This window comes from Streptomyces natalensis ATCC 27448, assembly GCF_000935125.1.
GTDB lineage: Bacteria > Actinomycetota > Actinomycetes > Streptomycetales > Streptomycetaceae > Streptomyces > Streptomyces natalensis.
This window is the reverse complement of record NZ_JRKI01000012.1, coordinates 1-17013: the sequence shown is the minus strand read 5'-3', so window position 1 is coordinate 17013 and position 17013 is coordinate 1. Positions and strand designations below refer to the sequence as shown.

The 17013-nt window shown below is 67.7% G+C and carries 17 protein-coding genes and 3 pseudogenes; 10 read left to right on the top strand and 10 right to left on the bottom strand.

All coding sequences use genetic code 11. The features are described from left to right. Nucleotides 1–81: 81 nt before the first annotated feature. The 4 genes and pseudogenes from SNA_RS38215 to SNA_RS43715 form a co-directional block, all read right to left on the bottom strand. On the bottom strand, nucleotides 82–660 hold the full coding sequence (locus tag SNA_RS38215) for a hypothetical protein (RefSeq protein WP_051877017.1): 579 nt from the start codon (nucleotides 658–660) through the stop codon (nucleotides 82–84). A 79-nt stretch (nucleotides 661–739) separates the two neighbouring features. Further along, nucleotides 740–1216 (bottom strand): type II toxin-antitoxin system RelE family toxin, encoded by a 477-nt coding sequence (locus SNA_RS09930; RefSeq protein ID WP_044364377.1) that lies wholly within the window; start codon nucleotides 1214–1216, stop codon nucleotides 740–742. After that, nucleotides 1213–2019, bottom strand: coding sequence for a hypothetical protein (locus SNA_RS09925; protein ID WP_044364376.1), 807 nt, complete (start codon nucleotides 2017–2019; stop codon nucleotides 1213–1215). The genes SNA_RS09930 and SNA_RS09925 overlap by 4 nt, the downstream gene beginning before the upstream one ends. Before the next feature lies 1 nt (nucleotide 2020). After that, a pseudogene (locus tag SNA_RS43715) lies at nucleotides 2021–2625 on the bottom strand (DUF4913 domain-containing protein). A gap of 121 nt (nucleotides 2626–2746) precedes the next feature. On the opposite strand from SNA_RS43715, the gene SNA_RS42155 reads away from it, so the two are divergent. Then, nucleotides 2747–2968, top strand: a complete 222-nt coding sequence (locus SNA_RS42155; protein ID WP_157879875.1) for a hypothetical protein — start codon at nucleotides 2747–2749, stop codon at nucleotides 2966–2968. Between the two features lie 349 nt (nucleotides 2969–3317). Here SNA_RS42155 and pdxR read toward each other — a convergent pair whose 3' ends face one another. Continuing rightward, on the bottom strand, nucleotides 3318–4769 hold the full coding sequence (pdxR, locus tag SNA_RS09915; RefSeq protein ID WP_044364375.1) for a MocR-like pyridoxine biosynthesis transcription factor PdxR: 1452 nt from the start codon (nucleotides 4767–4769) through the stop codon (nucleotides 3318–3320). Between the two features lie 116 nt (nucleotides 4770–4885). Between pdxR and SNA_RS09910 the strand changes: the two genes are divergently transcribed. The 5 genes and pseudogenes from SNA_RS09910 to SNA_RS09895 all read left to right on the top strand — a co-directional run bounded on the left by SNA_RS09910 (nucleotide 4886) and on the right by SNA_RS09895 (nucleotide 8975). Then, nucleotides 4886–5479, top strand: a complete 594-nt coding sequence (locus SNA_RS09910; protein WP_030065404.1) for a TIGR03086 family metal-binding protein — start codon at nucleotides 4886–4888, stop codon at nucleotides 5477–5479. Between the two features lie 378 nt (nucleotides 5480–5857). Next, nucleotides 5858–5992 (top strand): hypothetical protein, encoded by a 135-nt coding sequence (locus SNA_RS44680; protein ID WP_275041994.1) that lies wholly within the window; start codon nucleotides 5858–5860, stop codon nucleotides 5990–5992. A 326-nt stretch (nucleotides 5993–6318) separates the two neighbouring features. Continuing rightward, entirely contained in the window at nucleotides 6319–6642 is a 324-nt protein-coding gene (locus SNA_RS09905; protein WP_051877230.1) for a DUF3159 domain-containing protein, read from the top strand. A 5-nt stretch (nucleotides 6643–6647) separates the two neighbouring features. After that, a complete protein-coding gene (locus SNA_RS43710) occupies nucleotides 6648–7277 on the top strand; it encodes a response regulator transcription factor (protein ID WP_241779595.1) in 630 nt (209 codons plus the stop codon). A gap of 498 nt (nucleotides 7278–7775) precedes the next feature. Next, nucleotides 7776–8975: pseudogene (locus SNA_RS09895) on the top strand (IS256 family transposase). A 59-nt stretch (nucleotides 8976–9034) separates the two neighbouring features. On the opposite strand, the gene SNA_RS09890 reads toward SNA_RS09895, so the two are convergent. Beyond that, nucleotides 9035–9775 (bottom strand): class I SAM-dependent methyltransferase, encoded by a 741-nt coding sequence (locus SNA_RS09890; RefSeq protein WP_030065406.1) that lies wholly within the window; start codon nucleotides 9773–9775, stop codon nucleotides 9035–9037. 555 nt (nucleotides 9776–10330) lie between these two features. On the opposite strand from SNA_RS09890, the gene SNA_RS09885 reads away from it, so the two are divergent. Both SNA_RS09885 and SNA_RS45120 read left to right on the top strand, forming a co-directional pair. Next, on the top strand, nucleotides 10331–10831 hold the full coding sequence (locus SNA_RS09885) for a hypothetical protein (RefSeq protein ID WP_030065407.1): 501 nt from the start codon (nucleotides 10331–10333) through the stop codon (nucleotides 10829–10831). A gap of 392 nt (nucleotides 10832–11223) precedes the next feature. After that, a protein-coding gene (locus SNA_RS45120; RefSeq protein ID WP_420823465.1) for an IS630 family transposase occupies nucleotides 11224–12302 on the top strand; the annotation gives its coding sequence in 2 pieces (ribosomal slippage) (nucleotides 11224–11710 and nucleotides 11710–12302; 1080 coding nt in all). A gap of 225 nt (nucleotides 12303–12527) precedes the next feature. Here the strand turns inward: SNA_RS45120 and SNA_RS44675 are convergent. The 4 genes and pseudogenes from SNA_RS44675 to SNA_RS09855 all read right to left on the bottom strand — a co-directional run bounded on the left by SNA_RS44675 (nucleotide 12528) and on the right by SNA_RS09855 (nucleotide 14786). After that, entirely contained in the window at nucleotides 12528–12989 is a 462-nt protein-coding gene (locus tag SNA_RS44675) for a DUF6262 family protein (RefSeq protein WP_275041992.1), read from the bottom strand. Then, nucleotides 12979–13413 carry a hypothetical protein gene (locus SNA_RS09865; RefSeq protein WP_241779596.1) on the bottom strand — a complete coding sequence of 145 codons (435 nt, stop codon included), beginning with the start codon at nucleotides 13411–13413 and terminating at the stop codon, nucleotides 12979–12981. Before SNA_RS09865 ends, SNA_RS44675 begins: the two co-directional genes overlap by 11 nt. 30 nt (nucleotides 13414–13443) lie before the next feature. After that, nucleotides 13444–13731, bottom strand: a pseudogene (locus SNA_RS43705) (tyrosine-type recombinase/integrase); the annotation flags it as partial. Nucleotides 13732–14270: 539 nt separating this feature from the next. Then, entirely contained in the window at nucleotides 14271–14786 is a 516-nt protein-coding gene (locus SNA_RS09855; RefSeq protein ID WP_030065415.1) for a GNAT family N-acetyltransferase, read from the bottom strand. Nucleotides 14787–15290: 504 nt separating this feature from the next. Between SNA_RS09855 and SNA_RS09850 the strand changes: the two genes are divergently transcribed. Together SNA_RS09850 and SNA_RS09845 are read left to right on the top strand one after the other, a co-directional pair. Next, nucleotides 15291–15767: a hypothetical protein gene (locus SNA_RS09850; protein ID WP_030065416.1), complete on the top strand. Its 477-nt coding sequence runs from the start codon at nucleotides 15291–15293 to the stop codon at nucleotides 15765–15767. A gap of 434 nt (nucleotides 15768–16201) precedes the next feature. Further along, nucleotides 16202–17013 (top strand): MFS transporter (locus SNA_RS09845; protein ID WP_044364371.1); only part of this gene is annotated, 812 nt, incomplete at its 3' end.

The window sequence follows — 17013 nt, the reverse complement described above, 5'->3', positions numbered from 1 at the left end:
GCCCCCACCAGCACGTCACCTCGAAGCGAAAGCCTCAGTTGTGACCTCTCAGGTATGGGGGTAGACCATCGCTTATCCCCATCAACCACCCAACTCCACTTCTTTCGAAGACCCTGCGGTGGTGGGCAGGTCGACGGCCCGGCTGACGTGCCGGGTGGGCGCCGGGTGGGCGCCGGGTTCCACTGCTCCGGGTCGGATGGCGCTGCTTGTAGGGACGGAGGCGCTGCTATTACCCACTCGGGATGGCTGACTCTCTCGCCAACTGTTGAGCGGCCGGATCAAGCCCCCACTCAAGCCGCGCAGCTGGCGCAGGGCGTCCTCCGTGTGCTCCGCCTCGACGACCGCCGGGCCGCTTCCACCGGCGTGTGTGCGGTGCCAGGAAGCGAGCGTGCGGTGCACGCTGTGCGCATTCCGGCCCCAGGGGAGACTTCGTAGACTGTGCCCCGTTCGGTCCAGCAGGCCGTTGGCGTGCATTCGCCGCAGGATCTGCTGCGTGTTCTGGGTGCTGAGCCACGGCAGTGCCGCGGTGATCTTCGTGAAGCGCATCTGGCCGTGCTGCGCGACGGTCTGGAGCGTCCAGGTCGTCAAGCGGGGAGCGAGGCGGTCGATCGCCTGGCTGACGAGTGTGGCGTCGTGTGCCGATATGCGGTGGTCGGGCATGTCCAGTTCTCCGGGAGTCGGTCAGGGCGCTGTCGCGGGAGCGCGCAGAGCGTCCAGCAGGGCGGGTGAATTCGGGGGATCAGGAGCGGGTGCGCCCACCCCGCGGCTGTGTGGCGGGGGCCGCCGGCGTCTGCGGATGGGTGGTGGTCCGGCTGCCGCTGCTGCCGTGGGGTGAGCGGGCCCTGGCGGCCTCGGCGCGACGTCCGAGAGGCTGTGTGGCGGCGGATGCCTCCCGTTCGCGCTCCAGTCGGCGCGCTGCGGTGCGGTAGGCGGCCTGGTCCTGGCGCTCGCCGACGGCCAGGAGGTAGATCTCCCTCTTGTGCCGGGAGGAGGCCGGGGCGTCCCGGTACTGGATGACCAGCCGCCACCGGGTCTCCGGATCGACGTAGACCTTGTGGCAGCCCGCCAGTTCGTGGTGCAGAGCGGCGCCGCGCTCGTTGCCGTGGACCAGGTGCTGCAGTTCCAGCAGGGCCAGGTCACGGATGTCTTCCGGGACGGACCGCAGGTCGGCGAGGGCCTCGGGATGAGCTGCGAAGGCGTACCGGGCCCGGCTCACGGCGCGCTCCGACGTACACGTGCCGGCGCAGCCGACGGCGATCGAGGCGGTATGACGGCAGCCGGTGGCACGGCGAGGCCACCGGAGTTGACCGTCGAGCGGGCACGGGCAGCCTCGGCCCGCAGGCCGATCACGCCGTCGGGAGCCGGAGCCAGGGGAAGGGGAGCGGATCGCTCCCTCACCCAGGTGTCCGCGGCTTCGACGGAGGGGAAGGCGCCCGCGCGCATCGTGTAGGAGCGGAAGTCCTTGGTGGTCTCTTCGAGGAAGACCCGGTACGGCGCGTGCGCGGAGGTGGGGTGGCTGTCGTGGACGAGAGTGCTGACCTCGATGCCGAAGTCGAAGGAGCACGGGTTGTCGGTGGAGTGGTCCAGGACCGTGTACCGATCGTCCGGGTTGGCCCTGAGCATGTCCTCAAGGCGGGCCGTGAGCGCGTCGGCTGGCCGCTGCCCGTGGTTCTTGGACAGCTCCGCCGCTTCGGCAGGGCAGCCCTGGTGGATGAGCCAGTTCTGCGCCAGGGGAATGACTGGGTGGCGCTCGTGTGCGAAGTCGAACGTGCGCTGGGCGGTGTCCCGGGTGATGTGCAGCGTGACGTACTCCGCTGGACCGGGGATGTCCCAGATCGCGGTCCGGTCGTACAGCAGCAGGTAGGTGTCGCGGCCATCGGCGCTGTGGTGCTTGGCAAGAGGCACAAGCATGTCTGCCGAGAGCGTCACCGAGAAGAAGGCGTCCTCGGTCTGTCCGGTGGCGGCCTTGTAGCCGTCGATCCGGTAGTCCGCGCGCGGTGGTTCGTAAAAGCTGGCCATGTCAGACCCCGGCAGCCTCGGGCGAGGCCAGCAGACGGTGGTTGGGCCGGGCCGGGCTGGTGGTGCACGCACCGAACGGGCCGTCCGGCGTGCGGAGTTGCAGGAGGGCCGGGTCGAGGTGGTCGCGGTGCCAGGTGGAGGGTCCGGCCAGGCCGGCCTCGACGTCGGTGAGCTGCTGCCAGGCCAGCCACAGGGCGTGCAGCCGGGCAACGGCCTCGGGGTGCTCGTGCCACTGTTGGCACCACGGGCGGCCGGTGGTGATCTCTCGCCCGTAGACCGGCAGCAGAAGGTGGTGCACCCATGTTGTCAGCGCGGCGAGTTCCTCGGCGTACGCCGTGCCGTCGAGCGCGAGGATGAAGATGGAGGACGGCCCTTCCGCCGGGGGGCAGCCGCATCGCTGCCCGCCGGGGCCGGAGTGGTCTCTTCCGTGTGAACGGGCTCGTCGTGTTCGCTGTCCTGCTGGGGTGGCTGTTCCTCGGTGAGCCGGGCGAGCGTCTCGCCCTGCTTGCGGCTCTCCGTGACGAGCTCTGTAACGGTGGCGACGAGGTCGTCCAAGTTGTGGTCCGGTATGCGTACCGGCTCGCTGTCGCGGGCGGGTTCAGACATCGATACCCCTTGGCGTGAACGTGTGGGGTGTCGAGGTTCCGGAGAAAACAGGTTTTGGCCCTGCCGGGAATTTGGTGTAAAAGCACCGCTCAGAGTTCTAGACGATGCGGACAGCCCTGAGATGAAACTGGCGCTCTGGCACGCGGACGAGGACGCGGTGTGGCTGATGTTGATCCGCGACGCCGACGAAGGGTGCACCTCGCGGCTGCTCGCCAAGGGCAAGCGTGCTCTCAGAGGCGGCAAGCTTCCTCATGGCCACAACATCTTGGGCGTGCTTCGAGTCGGTACGCACTGTGGTGCACACGACATAGAGAACACGAACAGTGAAGATCCACCATCTTGAAGACGCTGGTCAGGGGACGGGTGTGAGTCGTTGGTCGTGTACTCGTGCTGGTCGGGGACCGTTGTCCGTCGTCAAGATCGTCTGCCGTTGGGGGCGCCAGGTGGCTCAGGATGCGGAACCGGACCTTCGGGAGCTGATCACGTCCCCAGGGCCGAACCTGAGGTGCAGGCGGAGAAGTTGAACCAGCAGCTTCAGGAGGTGCGCGCCGAGCTGGAGGTACCCACCGTCGCCGAGCGGGTCGTGCGTCGGCTGGCCGAGCAGTGCAGACAACCGCCCACGACCAGTACGCGTACGAGATCCCTGACTCACACCGGCCCCGATGGCCTGCGGGTTCGAACTTGGAGGAGGCTCAGTGGTCCTGAGGCGGGCCGAGTACGCGGTGCAGGCCCGGCTCGATGTCCGGGGCGCTGATCGAGCCGTAGCCGAAGACGAAGCCAGGGCGCGCGGAGCGGTTCGCGGCGACCTCCGCCAGGGTGTAGACCGCCACGCCGGATGCCCGGGCCCGGCCGGCCCGGTCCGCGAGGGTGTCGGGGTCGGCGAGATGGCCCCGGGTGAATGTGGTCACGTGCAGGCCCGCGGCGGAAGGCACCAACTCGGCCAGGTTCGCGAAGCGGTTGGTGAGCGCGCGGGTGAGGGCTTGGTGGCGGGTCGCGTACGTGTGCTGCATGCGGCGGACGTGCCGGGCGAGCAACCCGTCGTCGACGAAGCGGGCGAGTGCCGCCTGCGTGGGGACCGCTGTGTGCCAGTCGGCGGTGTACTTTGCGGTACGCAGCGCTGTGCGCAGGGGGGTGGGCGCCACCAGGAAGCCGACGCGCAAGGAGGGCAGCATCACCTTGGAGAACGACCCCACATAGATGACGTGTCCGTTCCGGTCCAGGCTCTTCAGCGTCTCGACCGGCCGCCCGCCGAAACGGAATTCGCTGTCGTAGTCGTCCTCGATCACTGCCGCGCCGTGCCGCCGCGCCCACCGCAGCAGCGCCGTCCTGCGCCGCAGGGACATCGGCATGCCGAGCGGGAACTGGTGGGCGGGGGTGACGTACACGGCGCGGGTGTCCGGCGGGATGGCGTCCACCAGCAGACCCTCGCCGTCGACCGGTACGCCCGTGACCTCGGCGCCGTGCGCCAGGAACGGCAGCCGGGCCGGTGGGTAGCCGGGCTCTTCGACGGCCACCCGGTCGCCCGTTTCGAGCAGCACCCGCCCGATGAGGTCCAGGGCCTGCTGCGTGCCGGTGGTCACCAGCACGTCGTCCGGGCCGGTCCGCACGCCGCGGGAGAGTCCGATGTGCCGTGCGAGTGCGGCCCGCAGCCCGGCGTGGCCGGCCGGGTCGCCGTATCCGACCGCTCCACCCGCGGAGGGGCGCAGTTCGCGGGCGATCAGGGGACGCCAGGCGTCGTACGGGAAGAGCCGGGTGTCCGGCAGGCCGGCCCGGAAGTCGTGGGCCGCCGTGATCGGCCCCGTGGTCTCCGGAGCTGTCCAGGGGGACAAGCCCGCCCACAGGGCGCGCGGGCGCAGTCCCGATCCGGTGGTGCCGGTGGCGGTCGCTGCCCCGGGCGTGGGCAGGCCCGTCGTCCGCACATAGGTCCCGGAGCCGACCCTGCTGTCCGCGTAGCCCTCGGCGACGAGCCGTTCGTAGGCGACGCCGACGGTGTTGCGGGCCACTGCGAGGCGGCGGCCCATCTCCCGGGTCGGGGGCAGCGGATCGCCGGGCCGTAGCAGGCCCTCATGGATCGCGGTGCGCAGCTGGCGGTAGATCTGGCCGGACAGGTCGCGCTGCCCGTCGAGCCTGACGTGCACGTCCATCTCGGCTTTCCGCTTTCGGCTCGGCTGTTGTTGGCTTTCAACCCAGCAATTGGCTCAATCATTTGGCAGCCTATTGGCTCTGGAGCTGAACCGCTGTGCGCTTTTACGCTCCAGCCATGGACATACGACAACTGGACCACCAGGCGCTGTTGCTGACTGGGGAGTTGGTCTCCCAGGTGAAGACCGACCACTTGAGGTTGGCGACGCCGTGCGCGGACTGGACCCTGTACGGCCTGCTTCGGCATCTGGTCAACCAGAACGAGGGGTTCACCGCTTCCGCCCGCGGCGTGGGGCAGACGTGGGCCGTATGGCGCGACGGGGACCTCGGCGATGACCCGGCCGGAGCGTATGAGGCGTCGGTGGGCGAGGTCACCGCAGCGTTCGCCGAAGACGGAGTGCTGGAGCGGCGGTTCGCGCTGCCTGAGGTGGGCGAGGGCTTCGCTCTCCCCGGACAGATAGCGATCGGCTTCCACCTGCTCGACTACGTGGTGCACGCCTGGGATATCGCGGTGGCGATCGGCGCTCCATGGGAGCCCGACGCCGAACTCACCGACGCCACACTGCGCGTCGCCGCCCTGGTCCCCGACGAGGGCCGCGGCGCGGGTGCCGCGTTCCGGCGACGGATCTCCGTCCCCGACGACGTCCCGCCGGGCGACCGGTTGCTCGCCCTGCTCGGCCGCGATCCGTCCTGGAGGCCGGGGCCACGCTGAGGAGCCTCCGCTACCAGGGCCCGCCCGGGGACTCCCTTGGCGACCGCGCTGCGGCGAAGGGCGTCGACAGCGGCATGCACGGTAGCCGGAACGGCCCACTGATCGTCAGCATCACCGACTTCTCCAAAGACGCATGCCGAGACTTGTTCGGCGCCGCTGCACACCGCGATGACCTTGAGGGGGTTGGTGAATTCGGCGGCCTGCTCACTGCCGGCCTCACCACGGCGTCACGTACTTGGGCACTCGACGGCGGCCTCTTACACCGCCCAGCGCTTCGAGGGCGCCCGACAGGCACCCGACGCGGCCCGGGATCGACTTGTTGCCGCCTTCCGGTAGGGGTAACAGGCAGGCGCATTCCGAGACTTCGACCCCGACAGGATGGCGACGACCGTACGGCCCGCGATCGATGCGGCGGGCCCACGGTTCGCCGAGGGCACGGACCCCGCCCGCTACGCCGACGAACTGGTCACCCTCTTCGACCGCGCCGCCCGGAAGGCTGAAGGCGATGATTGACATCACGGACCGCGCCGCGGTCGAAGGCCCACACGAGGGCGCGAACTGGGTGGCACTCTTACTGCCCGTCGTCCTCGACGTCGCCGTTCCGACCGCCCTCTTCGACGTACTCCGCGGCAGGGCAGCGGTACCCTACCCTCCGGTCTGCTGTCCGGCATCCTCCCTGCCGTCCGCACGCTCTTTTCAATGGTGACCCGCCGCCCCGTCGACGGTCTCGCCCCCTTCATGCTCAGCGCACTGATCGTGGGCAGCGCCGCCTCGCTCCTGGTACACAGCGCCCTGCTGCTCCTGGCGAAGGACGGCGTCATCACGGCACTGTCCGGGATGTGGATGCTGGGCACATTGGCCCGCCTGCGCCCGTTCTTCCTGCACGCCGGCGAAACCACGCCATCGCCAAGCGCGGCTCGGTCAAGGGCGCCGCCTGGGCCCGACGCTGGGCCGACGAGGCCGCCTTCCGGCACGGACTTCGGCTCCTGACGAGCCTGTGGGGCACCGGCCTCGTCCTGGACGCCGGCATCCGGCTCGCCCGTGCCTACTCCCTGCCCGGCGACGAGGTGCCGCTTCTGACGTGCATCCGGTGGTACGTGCTGGGGGCACTGCTGTACGTCGTCACACTCATCCATGCCGTCCGCAGGAAGCTGCTGGCTTGAGCGGCGTGAAAGCCGACGCGCTCCTACGCCGAACCTCGCGTGGTCAGTTGCCGACGAAGTTCCGCTTCGGGCATGCCGCAGAAACGACTGAGGCGGGTGCGCATGTCGTCGGCAGCAGTGCGGACCTCAACGGAACGGATGCCGCCATCGCGGTCGACCAACCCAGCCTATCCGGCGAGGGTGCCGTCGAGGTCGCCCTGGCGGACCGTACGCCGCCGAGGAACCGGACTCACACAGTCGTGCACGCGCAGTGCCCCCGGCGCGCCTTCGGTCGGTGGTCCATAACGGGGAAAGGTAGAACTGCTTTGTATGAAACATCTACCAACACTGAGAAAGTGCATAGGGAACATGGGCAGCGGGATACCGCGCAGCTCTGGCGACCACCGACGCCCGGAGATCCCGATGCCATCATTGCCCTCACACCACGCGAGCGTGAAGTACTTTTGCTGCTGTCTGGCGCCGCGTCAAACCGCGATATAGGCCGCACACTCAACATAGCCGAACGAACCGTGAAGGCTCACCTGACCAGCATCATGACCAAGATCAGCGTCAGTTCACGGACCGAGGCGGCCCTGTTCGCCTACGCCCACCATCGCCACATCGTCCGCTGCGACAGGCCCGGCACCACCCGCTGAAACGCCATCGCGCCCCGGGAAGGGAAGCCTCCTTCACGGGGCGCCATTCTCTATTCTCACGCACGGTCAGCCGGTACGGCGCAGATACACCGTGTGCCCCGCCACTCCCAGGGTGAAGGCCACAAACACCAGACGTGCTCACGCTGCGTCCACCAGCGATCGGCATCCGGCAGCGAATCGTAGCCCCCCGCCCCGTCAGGTCCACCCCGGGGACCGTACCCGCCAGTGCGCCGGCGGCGCGTTCCGCCAGCACCGCACCACCAACAGCATCAGGACCACCAGCACCGGCCCTACCCTTTTTCGGAGCGGTGCCGCTACCGCCACGCACTGCAGAGCAATGCTCATGACCTTTGGATCGGCCTCGGGTTGGACGCGAAGGGCGTACGTTCCCGAGTGATCGACTTCTGGTCATCGAGTAGGCCGACGTTGCACCGTCGGCCGGCAAGGCACGCCCGTGCTCAGCGTGGTGAATGCCGATGGAACGGCCGAGACCGGCTCCTGATCGACGACGTCGTCCGTGAGGGGGTCCGGCGGATGCTGGCGGCCGCCCTGGAAGCCGAAGTCAACACCTATATAGCGGAGTTGGCCGATCAGCGTGACGAGCGCGGGCGTCGCCTGGCGGTCCGCAACGGCTACCACCAGCCGAGGAAGGTCACCACCGCGGCCGGTGAAGGCGCCGCGAGTCAACGACAAGCGCGTCGACGAGGCCACGGGCGAGCGCAAGCGGTTCTCCTCCGCGATTTTGCCGCCCTGGTGCCGCAAGACCCCGAAGATCAGCGAGGTGCTGCCACTGCTCTATCTGCATGGCCTGTCCTCCGGCGACTTCGTGCCTGCGCTGGAAGCAGTTCCTCGGTAGCTCCGCCGGGCTCTCGCCGGCGACCGTGACGCGGCTGACCACCCAGTGGCAGGCCGATCACGCCGCCTTCGGCGAGCGGGATCTGTCGGGCAGCGACTATGTCTACGTCTGGGCCGACGGCATCCACCTGCGCATTCGCCTGCGGGAGGCGAAGTCGTGCGTCCTGGTGCTGATGGGGGTGCGCGCGGACGGCACCAAAGAACTGATCGCGATGGCCGATGGTTACCGCGAATCCGCCGATTCCTGGGCCGACTTGCTGCGGGACTGCGCACGTCGGGGTATGCGGTCTCCCGCCCTCGCAGTCGGCGATGGCGCTCTGGGCTTCTGGAAGACCCTGGCGGAGGTGTTCCCCGAGACCCGTCATCAGCGGTGCTGGGTTCACAAGATCGCCAATGTCGCTGAACGCCCTGCCCAAGTCCGCCCAGCCCGGCGCGAAGAAGGCCCTGCACGCGATCTACAACGCCGAGGACCGCGACCACGCGCTCAAGGCCGTCACCGCGTTCGAGAAGGCGTACGGCGCGAAGTTCCCCAAGGCCGTCAAGAAGATCACCGACGACGTGGACGAGCTGCTGGCGTTCTACGACTTCCCCGCCGAGCACTGGATTCATCTGCGGACCACGAACCCGATCGAGTCGACCTTCGCCACCGTCCGGCTGCGAACCAAGGTCACCCGGGGCCCCGGCAGCGCGGCCGCCGCCCTCGCCATGGTCTTCAAGCTCGTCGAATCCGCCCAGGCACGCTGGCGGGCGGTGAACGCTCCCCACCTCGTTGCTCTTGTCCGCGCCGGGGCCCGATTCGAACGCGGCCACCTCGTCGAACAACCCGAGACCCTCGCGGCGTGAACACGTCCCATTGCAGAGTAGAGATCTGCCTGATGTTGAGTCGGGCCGCCCGCCTGTGTCTAAAGGTCCGCTACGAGAAGCCGGTAGCCGACGTCTAGTGTTTCGCAGTCGAGCAGGTCAGCATGGCGTTCGTGCCAACGGCCGCAGGACAGGTCGCTGGACAGCCGGGTCAGACCCGGGCGGAGAACCTCCTCGCCGGTCTGGGCGAGCATCGAGATGCCGGCTCGCACCTTCGGATCGAGGTATGCCTCAGGTCGGCGCCAGAAGGCGGCGCCAAATCCGTCGGTGCAGTCGTGCGGAATCGGGACCGTCTCGACGCGGGCGTCTGTCAGCAGCGCAATCAGCCGATCGATGGGAACGGTCTGTGTTTCGGTGAACGCGGCTACCTCGGGCAGGTACTCGTCCAGCAGCCAAAACCTGCGGAAAATGGCCTGGTCCCAAGTGAAGATGACGACGCGCTTCCGGGCGACCCGAAGGACTTCCCCGATACCGGCTTCCAGGTTCGCCCAGTGGTGCACAGTCAGGATGGCCATCGCCGCGTCGGCCGACTCGTCGGCGATGGGGATCGATTCTGCGGATGCCTGCAGGGCCCGCGCGGATCCAGCGGGACGTTGGGCGATCATCACTGCACTGGGTTCAACTGCCAGCACGGTTTGCGGTGGTTCGTAGGAGCCGGCGCCAGCACCGACGTTGATGACAGTGCCGACTTGGCCGAGCGCCTCGTGGATCTTGACAGCGATCCGGTGGTCGGGGCGTCGCGTGTGATTGTAGGTCGCACCGATGCGGTCATACCTCGTCACGACTGACAGTATGCCTCGTCACTCACCACCTGCCGTTGCTGATGAGCCATCCACAAGTATGGACATTCTCCGCACTCTCTGCACCATCCAGCACACTGTTCCACAGGGCCGGGCCCGGCCACCGGCCCAGCCCGCGTGACCCAGGCGACCGAGTGGTTCCCTTCCGCGCCAACACCAGACGAGACCACCCCACTACAGCAGCGCCGACACCGCAACACCGATGGCCGCACCAACCGCGCACTTCACCCGACATGCCTACGGGCGGCCTGCTGCTACCACCCACGTCGTTGGCGCCCCGCCGCGCAGCAGGTCCGTGGAGACAGAGCCCGTCGCGGACACCACCCGATACACGACGCACCAGTCGTGTTCTGCGTTATCCGTTCCAGGCTCACACCCGACCGACCGACTGAGACGTTCGGGCATGACCCCTACGTCTGACGCCCGAAGATGCAATAGAACGCGTGAGCCTCTCACGGCGAAGATGCCTACGGCGCAGGCCGCTTCCGGTCTGAACGCCAACACACCTACCCTTCTAGGAACTTGGGGGATCTTCCCATGAACCGCAAACTCCGCTTGACTGCGGCGTCCGTCGCTGCGGCGGTCGCTCTCGGTGTTGCCGCCCCCACGGCGCAGGCTGCCACCGAGCATGCGCCCGCACGGGCCGCCGCCACGCAGACCATCACCGTGGACAGCAACGCCGAGGCTCGCACGCTGTCCGCCTCCCTCACCCACGACGGCATCGCCGCCAAGACCATCGGCCAGACCTCTTCCGTCACGGTGCAAAGTGACCTGACCACCAAGGGCGTGCCCTGGCGCCAGGTGATCAGGGCCTACAAGCTCCTCAAGAGGGTGCCCGGTGCCGTGAGCTGGTCCGCCAAGGTGGCCAAGGAGGCCGTCAAGCTGGGCAAGGCCAAGGGCGTCGCCTACCTGAAGAAGAAGATCGGCGAGCTGCACTTCTGGAACCCTGTCAAGTGGGTGTGGAAGACCATCCTCGTCTTCGCCAACAACGCCGATACGCTCTGGTCGATCATCCAGTACATCGTCCACCACCACTGATCGGCAAAGGTGATTTACCGGCCCCCGCTGCCCCGCAGCGGGGGCCAGTCCCGTGGCATGAGGAATGCATGACATCGGCATGCCAGGAGACCCGACCGGCCGGCGGCCGCGCAGGAAAAGGGCAAGGTGGCGGCGCTCTTCGGCGAGCCCTCACCCCGTTATGCGACCACCCTGCTGCGGGCTCTGCTCGTACTGAGCGCGCCGAACTCGCACGCTGACACAGACCTTGGGATCAACCGCCCACGACCAGGACGAGTACAAGATCACTGACTCACACCAGCGCCGATGACCTTCAGGTTCGAAGTTGGAGGAGGCTTACTGACTTCGGCTCGTCAGGGTGATCCTTCGCGAAGTCCCTGATCGGGCTGGAGTATTGCCTGTATCCCGTGTGTATGAGGTATGCAGATGGGGGTGGGCTGAGTCCTGCGGGGCGTCAGCGCCGGGAGACGGTACGGATGCAGGCCGCCGAGCTGTTCGAGCAGAAGATCAAGCCACCGGAGACCGCCCGGCGGCTGCGAGTGAGCCGGAAGTCGACTTATGAATGGCACCGGCTGTGGCGGAACGGCGGGGCCGAGGCTCTGGTATCGCGTGGACCGAGTGGATCACGGTGTCGGTTGTCGCCGCGCTGTCTGGAAAAGCTGGCCGCATACCTCGATGAGGGGCCGGCCGCGCACGGCTGGGTGGAGGACCAGGTGTGGACCGCGGCGAGGGTGGCCACGCTGATCGGCAGGAAGTTCCACGTTTCTTACAGCGTCTCCGGGGCCACGAGGCTGATGCACCGGCTCGGCTTCTCTCCGCAGGTGCCCGCACGCCGGGTGGCCGAGCGCGATGAGCGGGCCGTCGAGGTGTGGAAGGAGGCGACCTGGGCCGAGGTAAAAGAGCCCGGGCGGTCTGCGGGAGCTACATCTGCTTCGAGGACGAGGCGGGCTTCACCCGACGGCCGCCCAAAGGACGCACCTGGGGCCGACGCGGCGCCACCCCGGTCGTGACAGTCAGCGGGCGGCGCTCGGGACGGTTGTCAGTCGCCGGGCTGATCGCGATGCGGCCCGGCTCACGCACCCGGCTGTGCCACCGCCTGCGCACCCACCCTGCGGGCAAGGGCATGCGCCGCAGCATGGGCGAGCGCGACTTCATCGCTCTGATCGACGGCGTCCGCCAGCTGGTCAAGGCGCCGATCGTGCTGGTGTGGGACCGGCTGAACACCCATGTCTTCTGCGCGATGCGGCAGTTGATTGCCGAGCGGGAGTGGCTGACGGTGTTCCTGCTGCCTGCCTACTCGCCCGACCTCAATCCGGTCGAAGGCGTGTGGGCTCACGTCAAACGCAGCCTGGCCAACCTCGCAGTCGTCGCCCTCGACCGTCTGGAGACACTCGTACGCAACCGCCTCAAACGCCTCCAACACCGGCCCGACACCCTCGACGGCTTCATAGCCGGAACCGGTCTGCCCCTCGATACCCCAACGTCACCCTGAAGGCCGAAGTCAGTAACGCCCCCTCTCCCGGTCCAATGGTCCGAGCCGGGTATAGCAGAAAAAAAGACACCAACCTGCACTCTCTGCTTCGCTCCGACTCGCACATTGCAGTGCCCACCGAACCCCGAAGCGAGCAGCCCTGTTGCGGTCGGTCACGCGGTTGTCGTCAGCGTGCTCCGCGCGGAAGGCGAGGTCTTCCACATCGCCGGGTCCCGCCGAGCCCTGTCAAGATCCCTTCAAGGCTCGCGCAGGAGTCGTTCTTGCTCGTCGGTGGTCCCCACCATGTCCTCTCACTCGATCAGTCGTCATTCTGTCGGCTCGTTGATCGCCGAGTACGCGGGCGAGTTGGGCACGGAGGCGCCGGTTCTCCTCCGCCAGTTGCCGAACGCGGCTGTTGGCCGCTTCGAGGCGCCGCAGCAGGGAAGCCTCGGACGCGCGCTGGCCAGCCGGGAGCTGATCTGAGGGTGCTCGGCGGTGTAGTGCCCGTAGGCGTTCGACCTCGGTCCGCAGATCCGGCTGGCCGTAGAGCCAGGAACGGGAGACGGGCGCTCGCTTCGCGACGGCCTCGAAGGTGACCGGTTCCCCGGCGGCGTCGAGCTCGCGGAGTGCCTGGATCGCTCTGGAGCGTGTGTACTCGCTGCGGCGACGGGCGGCGTCGACGATGTGCTGGCTGTTGTCAGCTCGCATCGGCGGTCGCCTCCGACTGTCCGGGGTCGGCTTCCAGGCCGGTGATGATCTTCTCCAGGTTGCCGAGAGCCTGGCGGTTCATCTCGGCCACGCGTTCTTGGCCGCGGGCCTCGGCGACCGAGACGATCTGCAGCAGCTGCTGTCGTTGTTCGCGGTGCTGCAGTAGGAACTCGGGGGTGGTGACGAACATCGGGCAGGTCAGGCAGGCATTGGCATGCGGACACGTTCGTTGCATCGGCAGGCCGCAGTAGCCGTTGGGCAGCGCCTGGGTCACGCGCCCGAGTCGCTGCTTGGCCCAGGTGGCCTCGGCGAGAGGGCCGTCGGGATCGACGGTGACGCTCTGGCCCTTGATGTTGACCTTGCGTGCTTTCTCCCAGTGCCGTCGGACCGTGGTGTCGTGCAGCCGGGCATAGTGGGCAGTCATCTCGCCGGAAGAGTGATCGAGAAGGACGCGTACGACTTCCTGCGGGACATCCCGGTTGATCAGCCTGGTACCAAAAGTGTGGCGCCATTGATGAGGCGTCAGGTGGACCGGTCGTCGGTGTTCGTCCTGGACGTCGCATCGCTCCAGCCAGCGGTCGAGCTGGCCTCGGTAGGAGTGTGTGGTCAGTGGGCGAGTGCCGTCGGGGTTGTGCTCCGGCCATGGGTGGCCCCCAACCGGAGCGGCTGGACCTTCTGGACCATCGACAGCACCGGGGAACGCTTGAAAACCCTGCGCAACAAACGCTGACGCCGTCCTCACCCCCAGCAGGGCGTGACGGGGCGGTGGGCTGCACGGTGGGCACGGCTCGACATCTCCCGGCAACCGCCGCCTCGCTGCCCCAGCACCGCCCGGGGCGGAACCCCACGCAACCTAGTCCAACCGCGCCGGGCCCCGGCCGCCGCCAACTCACAGTCCGCCGAGCTACCGGGAACACCGCCCTGTGGTACGCCACCGCACACCCACCACATGCACGCCTACGCCAACACATCGCCGACCCCGCCCCTGTACCGCGCCAGCACAGCCCAGGGCCCGAGACCGGCCTTCGCGCCATCGCCCTCCCGGAGGGCGTAGACCCGCACGGCGCGGTTCGGCACCCCACCCCGTACCCACAACAGACCGGACCTACAACTCGCTTCTTTCGTGTGGGCGCCCCGCGAGCTCACGCTCCCAGCGAGGCCGGACAGGATGCGCTCAGGCCACAGCCCGGGCACAGCCCAGGTCGTGAGGGAGACCCGGGTGCGGTGCACGGTGGCCACTGGGGTGGGGCCCTGAAGGCAGCGCCTCCAGGGCCCTGGAGGTCATCGCCGTGAGTGATCCGGACTTGTCAGCCTGAAGCGGGCCATGTTCTCCTCGGCGGCCCACCGGCGGAAGCCGGCCTTCTCCAGCACGCGGACGGAGGCCGGGTTCGACAGTTCCACGTTGGCGAACACGGTATGGACACCGGGCGCGGAGAGGGCGAACTCGGCGAGAGCCTCGGTGGCCTCGGGGGCGTAGCCCCGGCCGCGGCGGGAAGCCACGATGCCGTATCCGATTTCCAGCATTCCCTCACTGGGCGGCCAGAACAGACCGATCGAACCCACCACCAGACCGCTGTCACGCTCAATGATCAGACGGTGGCCATGTTCGCCGAGCCATGCGGGATTCTGGTCGAAGAGGCCCGCAACGACGTAGTCGCCTTCGGCGGGAAAGTCGTCCGCCCAGCGCGTGGACCTGGTGTTGTCGCGGACTGCGGTGGCCTCGCTCGTGGTCCAAGGCCGAAGGATGAGGCGCTTGGTGATCACGTCAGCGTAGGCAGGTGAAGAAGAGGAAGACACGTGTTTCTCCTGGTCGTTGAAACGACCGGGCCGCGCTTTGCTATCGCGCGGGCCGGACAAGGGCATGCCGATGGGGGCCGGCGACGGCCATATTCATCAACCTCCCTGTCCCGTGATCACGCGTCTGTCGCGCTGGCGCGACGGTAGTAGCTGCTCCCCGGCGGGGGCAACATATTTTCGAGCTTGACCAGTCACCTGATCAGAGCGTCGACCTCAGAGAACTTCAACAAACCCCCGCAGAACACCCCACGAGACCTGCCAGCCGTTGCCGCTGGCGTTCCCTCCCTCAGAAGTGGACGCACAGCTAAGAGGCTGTGGAAGCACAGCTAACGACACCTGGAAGGTATCCCGGCATTCTGATGGAGACAGCCGGACGAATTCGTTGCCGCCTCGAAGAGCGGCACTGTCCCGCGCCGTCGTGTGCCGGCGACGTACGGGGTATCGGCTGTCGAAGAATGCGGCGCCGCTCTACTGGCGGCCCGCTCACCAAAAGGAGGATTCGCCATGAAGCGCAAGTTGGCCATGACGCTCGGCGTCGTATCGCTCGGCGCCGCCAGCATACTCGTCACTGTGTCAAGTGCTGGGGCTGCGACCGTCGGGGAACACACCGCCACAGCACAGCAGAAGGCCGTATACAACCTTTCGCACCCGGCTGTGGTGAGCAAGGCGGCGAAACTCAACGAGCTCAAGAAACTGACGAGTGCTGCATCCTCCGCTCACGACCAGGATGCCGCTTCAAAGTCCGGCCCCATGGTCATGTATGTCGCGTCCCCCCACGGGGCGCCCCTGTACGCCAAGCCGGATTCCCACTCGAAGCGCTTTGGCATCGCCCCGCAAAGCACACGCGAGGAGATTCAGTGCCAGACCACCAAGACTCCTTCAGGAGCACGCTGGTTCAAGCTCTACAACAACTACCCGGACACCTGGGTGTGGAGCGGACACTTTATCTCCTCGGTTCACCACCCCAAGGACTGCTGGTGATCCAGGTCAGCTGTCCAGTGACGTCGCAGTCTGCGGACTGAAACTTCACTTTGCGGGGGATCTTGCGGACTGAAGAGTTACCTTGCGGGTCCGGCAGGCCGCTGCGGGGTGTGGGTGAGTTATCGCGTTGCACGGACGCCGGAGGGGCCTTTACCCTGTTTGAGTTCCGCCTGTGCCCGTTCCGGGGCCCGGCGCTGTGTTTCGAGGTGACGATTTATCTCCCAGGCCAAGTAGCCGTCCGCAGCTCCCCACGTTCTGAGGCTTCGAACGTGTCCGGGGGCGGACGTCGCGCTGGCCTGAGTTGCGTCACCCACCCCCGCGTTTCCCTGTCATTTTCCGGGTGCAGCTCTGCCGACTGCCCCGGGTTTCGTGTTCTCCAACCCCAGCGCGGCTGACGGCAGGGCTCCCCGACTCCTTGAATCAGGAGCCCCACAGTGCCTTCCCCCGCGCTCGGCAACGAGCCGCAGCACACCGCCGACCCCCCGGCTCACGACGTACCGGACCGGTCGCCGAAGATGACCCGGGCCGCCCGGATCGCCCTCGTGGTCGTCCTGGTCGCCGAGCTCATGGACATCCTCGACCAGTCGGTCGTCCTTACCGCCCTGCCCGCAATCCAGGCGTCGACCGGCACCGGACCAGCCGCGGTGCAGTGGCTGACCGCCGGCTACTCGCTGACCGTCGCCGTCGGACTGATCACCGGCGGCAGGCTCGGCGACCTTCACGGCCGGCGCAAGATCCTCCTCATCGGCACCGCCCTGTTCACCCTCGCCTCGCTGCTGTGCGGCATCGCCACCGGACCCGGTGTACTGATCGCCGCCCGCGTCATCCAAGGCGCCGGAGTCGCCGTAATGATCCCCCAGGTCCTGGCCACCCTCCACGTCACCTTCGACAGCGAGAACCGCAGCAGGGCCTTCGGCCTCTACGGGGCCGTCCTGTCGCTGGCCTCCGTTCTGGGGCCGGTTCTGGGCGGCGTGCTCACCCAGCTGGATCTGTTCGGACTGTCCTGGCGGCCGATCTTCCTGATCAACGTGCCCGTCGGACTCGCCGTGATCATCCTCGGACGGAAGTTCATCCCCGAATCGACCGCACAGAACGCCAACCGCCTGGACCTCACCGGGATGCTGCTGTCCGCACTCGCCATGGCCCTGATCATCTTCCCGCTCACCGAAGGCAACACCCACCACTGGCCGCTGTGGTGCTTCGCCATGCTCGCCGGCGGGCTGCTGATGCTCGGCGTCTTCCTGCG

Bases quoted from the DNA above. Each gene is read 5' to 3' on its own strand.
- SNA_RS38215 (WP_051877017.1), bottom strand. From the start codon at position 660: ATGCCCGACCACCGCATATCGGCACACGACGCCACACTCGTCAGCCAG.
- SNA_RS09925 (WP_044364376.1), bottom strand. From the start codon at position 2,019: ATGGCCAGCTTTTACGAACCACCGCGCGCGGACTACCGGATCGACGGC.
- SNA_RS42155 (WP_157879875.1), top strand. From the start codon at position 2,747: ATGAAACTGGCGCTCTGGCACGCGGACGAGGACGCGGTGTGGCTGATG.
- pdxR (WP_044364375.1), bottom strand. From the start codon at position 4,769: ATGGACGTGCACGTCAGGCTCGACGGGCAGCGCGACCTGTCCGGCCAG.
- SNA_RS09910 (WP_030065404.1), top strand. From the start codon at position 4,886: ATGGACATACGACAACTGGACCACCAGGCGCTGTTGCTGACTGGGGAG.
- SNA_RS44680 (WP_275041994.1), top strand. From the start codon at position 5,858: ATGGCGACGACCGTACGGCCCGCGATCGATGCGGCGGGCCCACGGTTC.
- SNA_RS09885 (WP_030065407.1), top strand. From the start codon at position 10,331: ATGAACCGCAAACTCCGCTTGACTGCGGCGTCCGTCGCTGCGGCGGTC.
- SNA_RS44675 (WP_275041992.1), bottom strand. From the start codon at position 12,989: ATGCGAGCTGACAACAGCCAGCACATCGTCGACGCCGCCCGTCGCCGC.
- SNA_RS09865 (WP_241779596.1), bottom strand. From the start codon at position 13,413: ATGACTGCCCACTATGCCCGGCTGCACGACACCACGGTCCGACGGCAC.
- SNA_RS09850 (WP_030065416.1), top strand. From the start codon at position 15,291: ATGAAGCGCAAGTTGGCCATGACGCTCGGCGTCGTATCGCTCGGCGCC.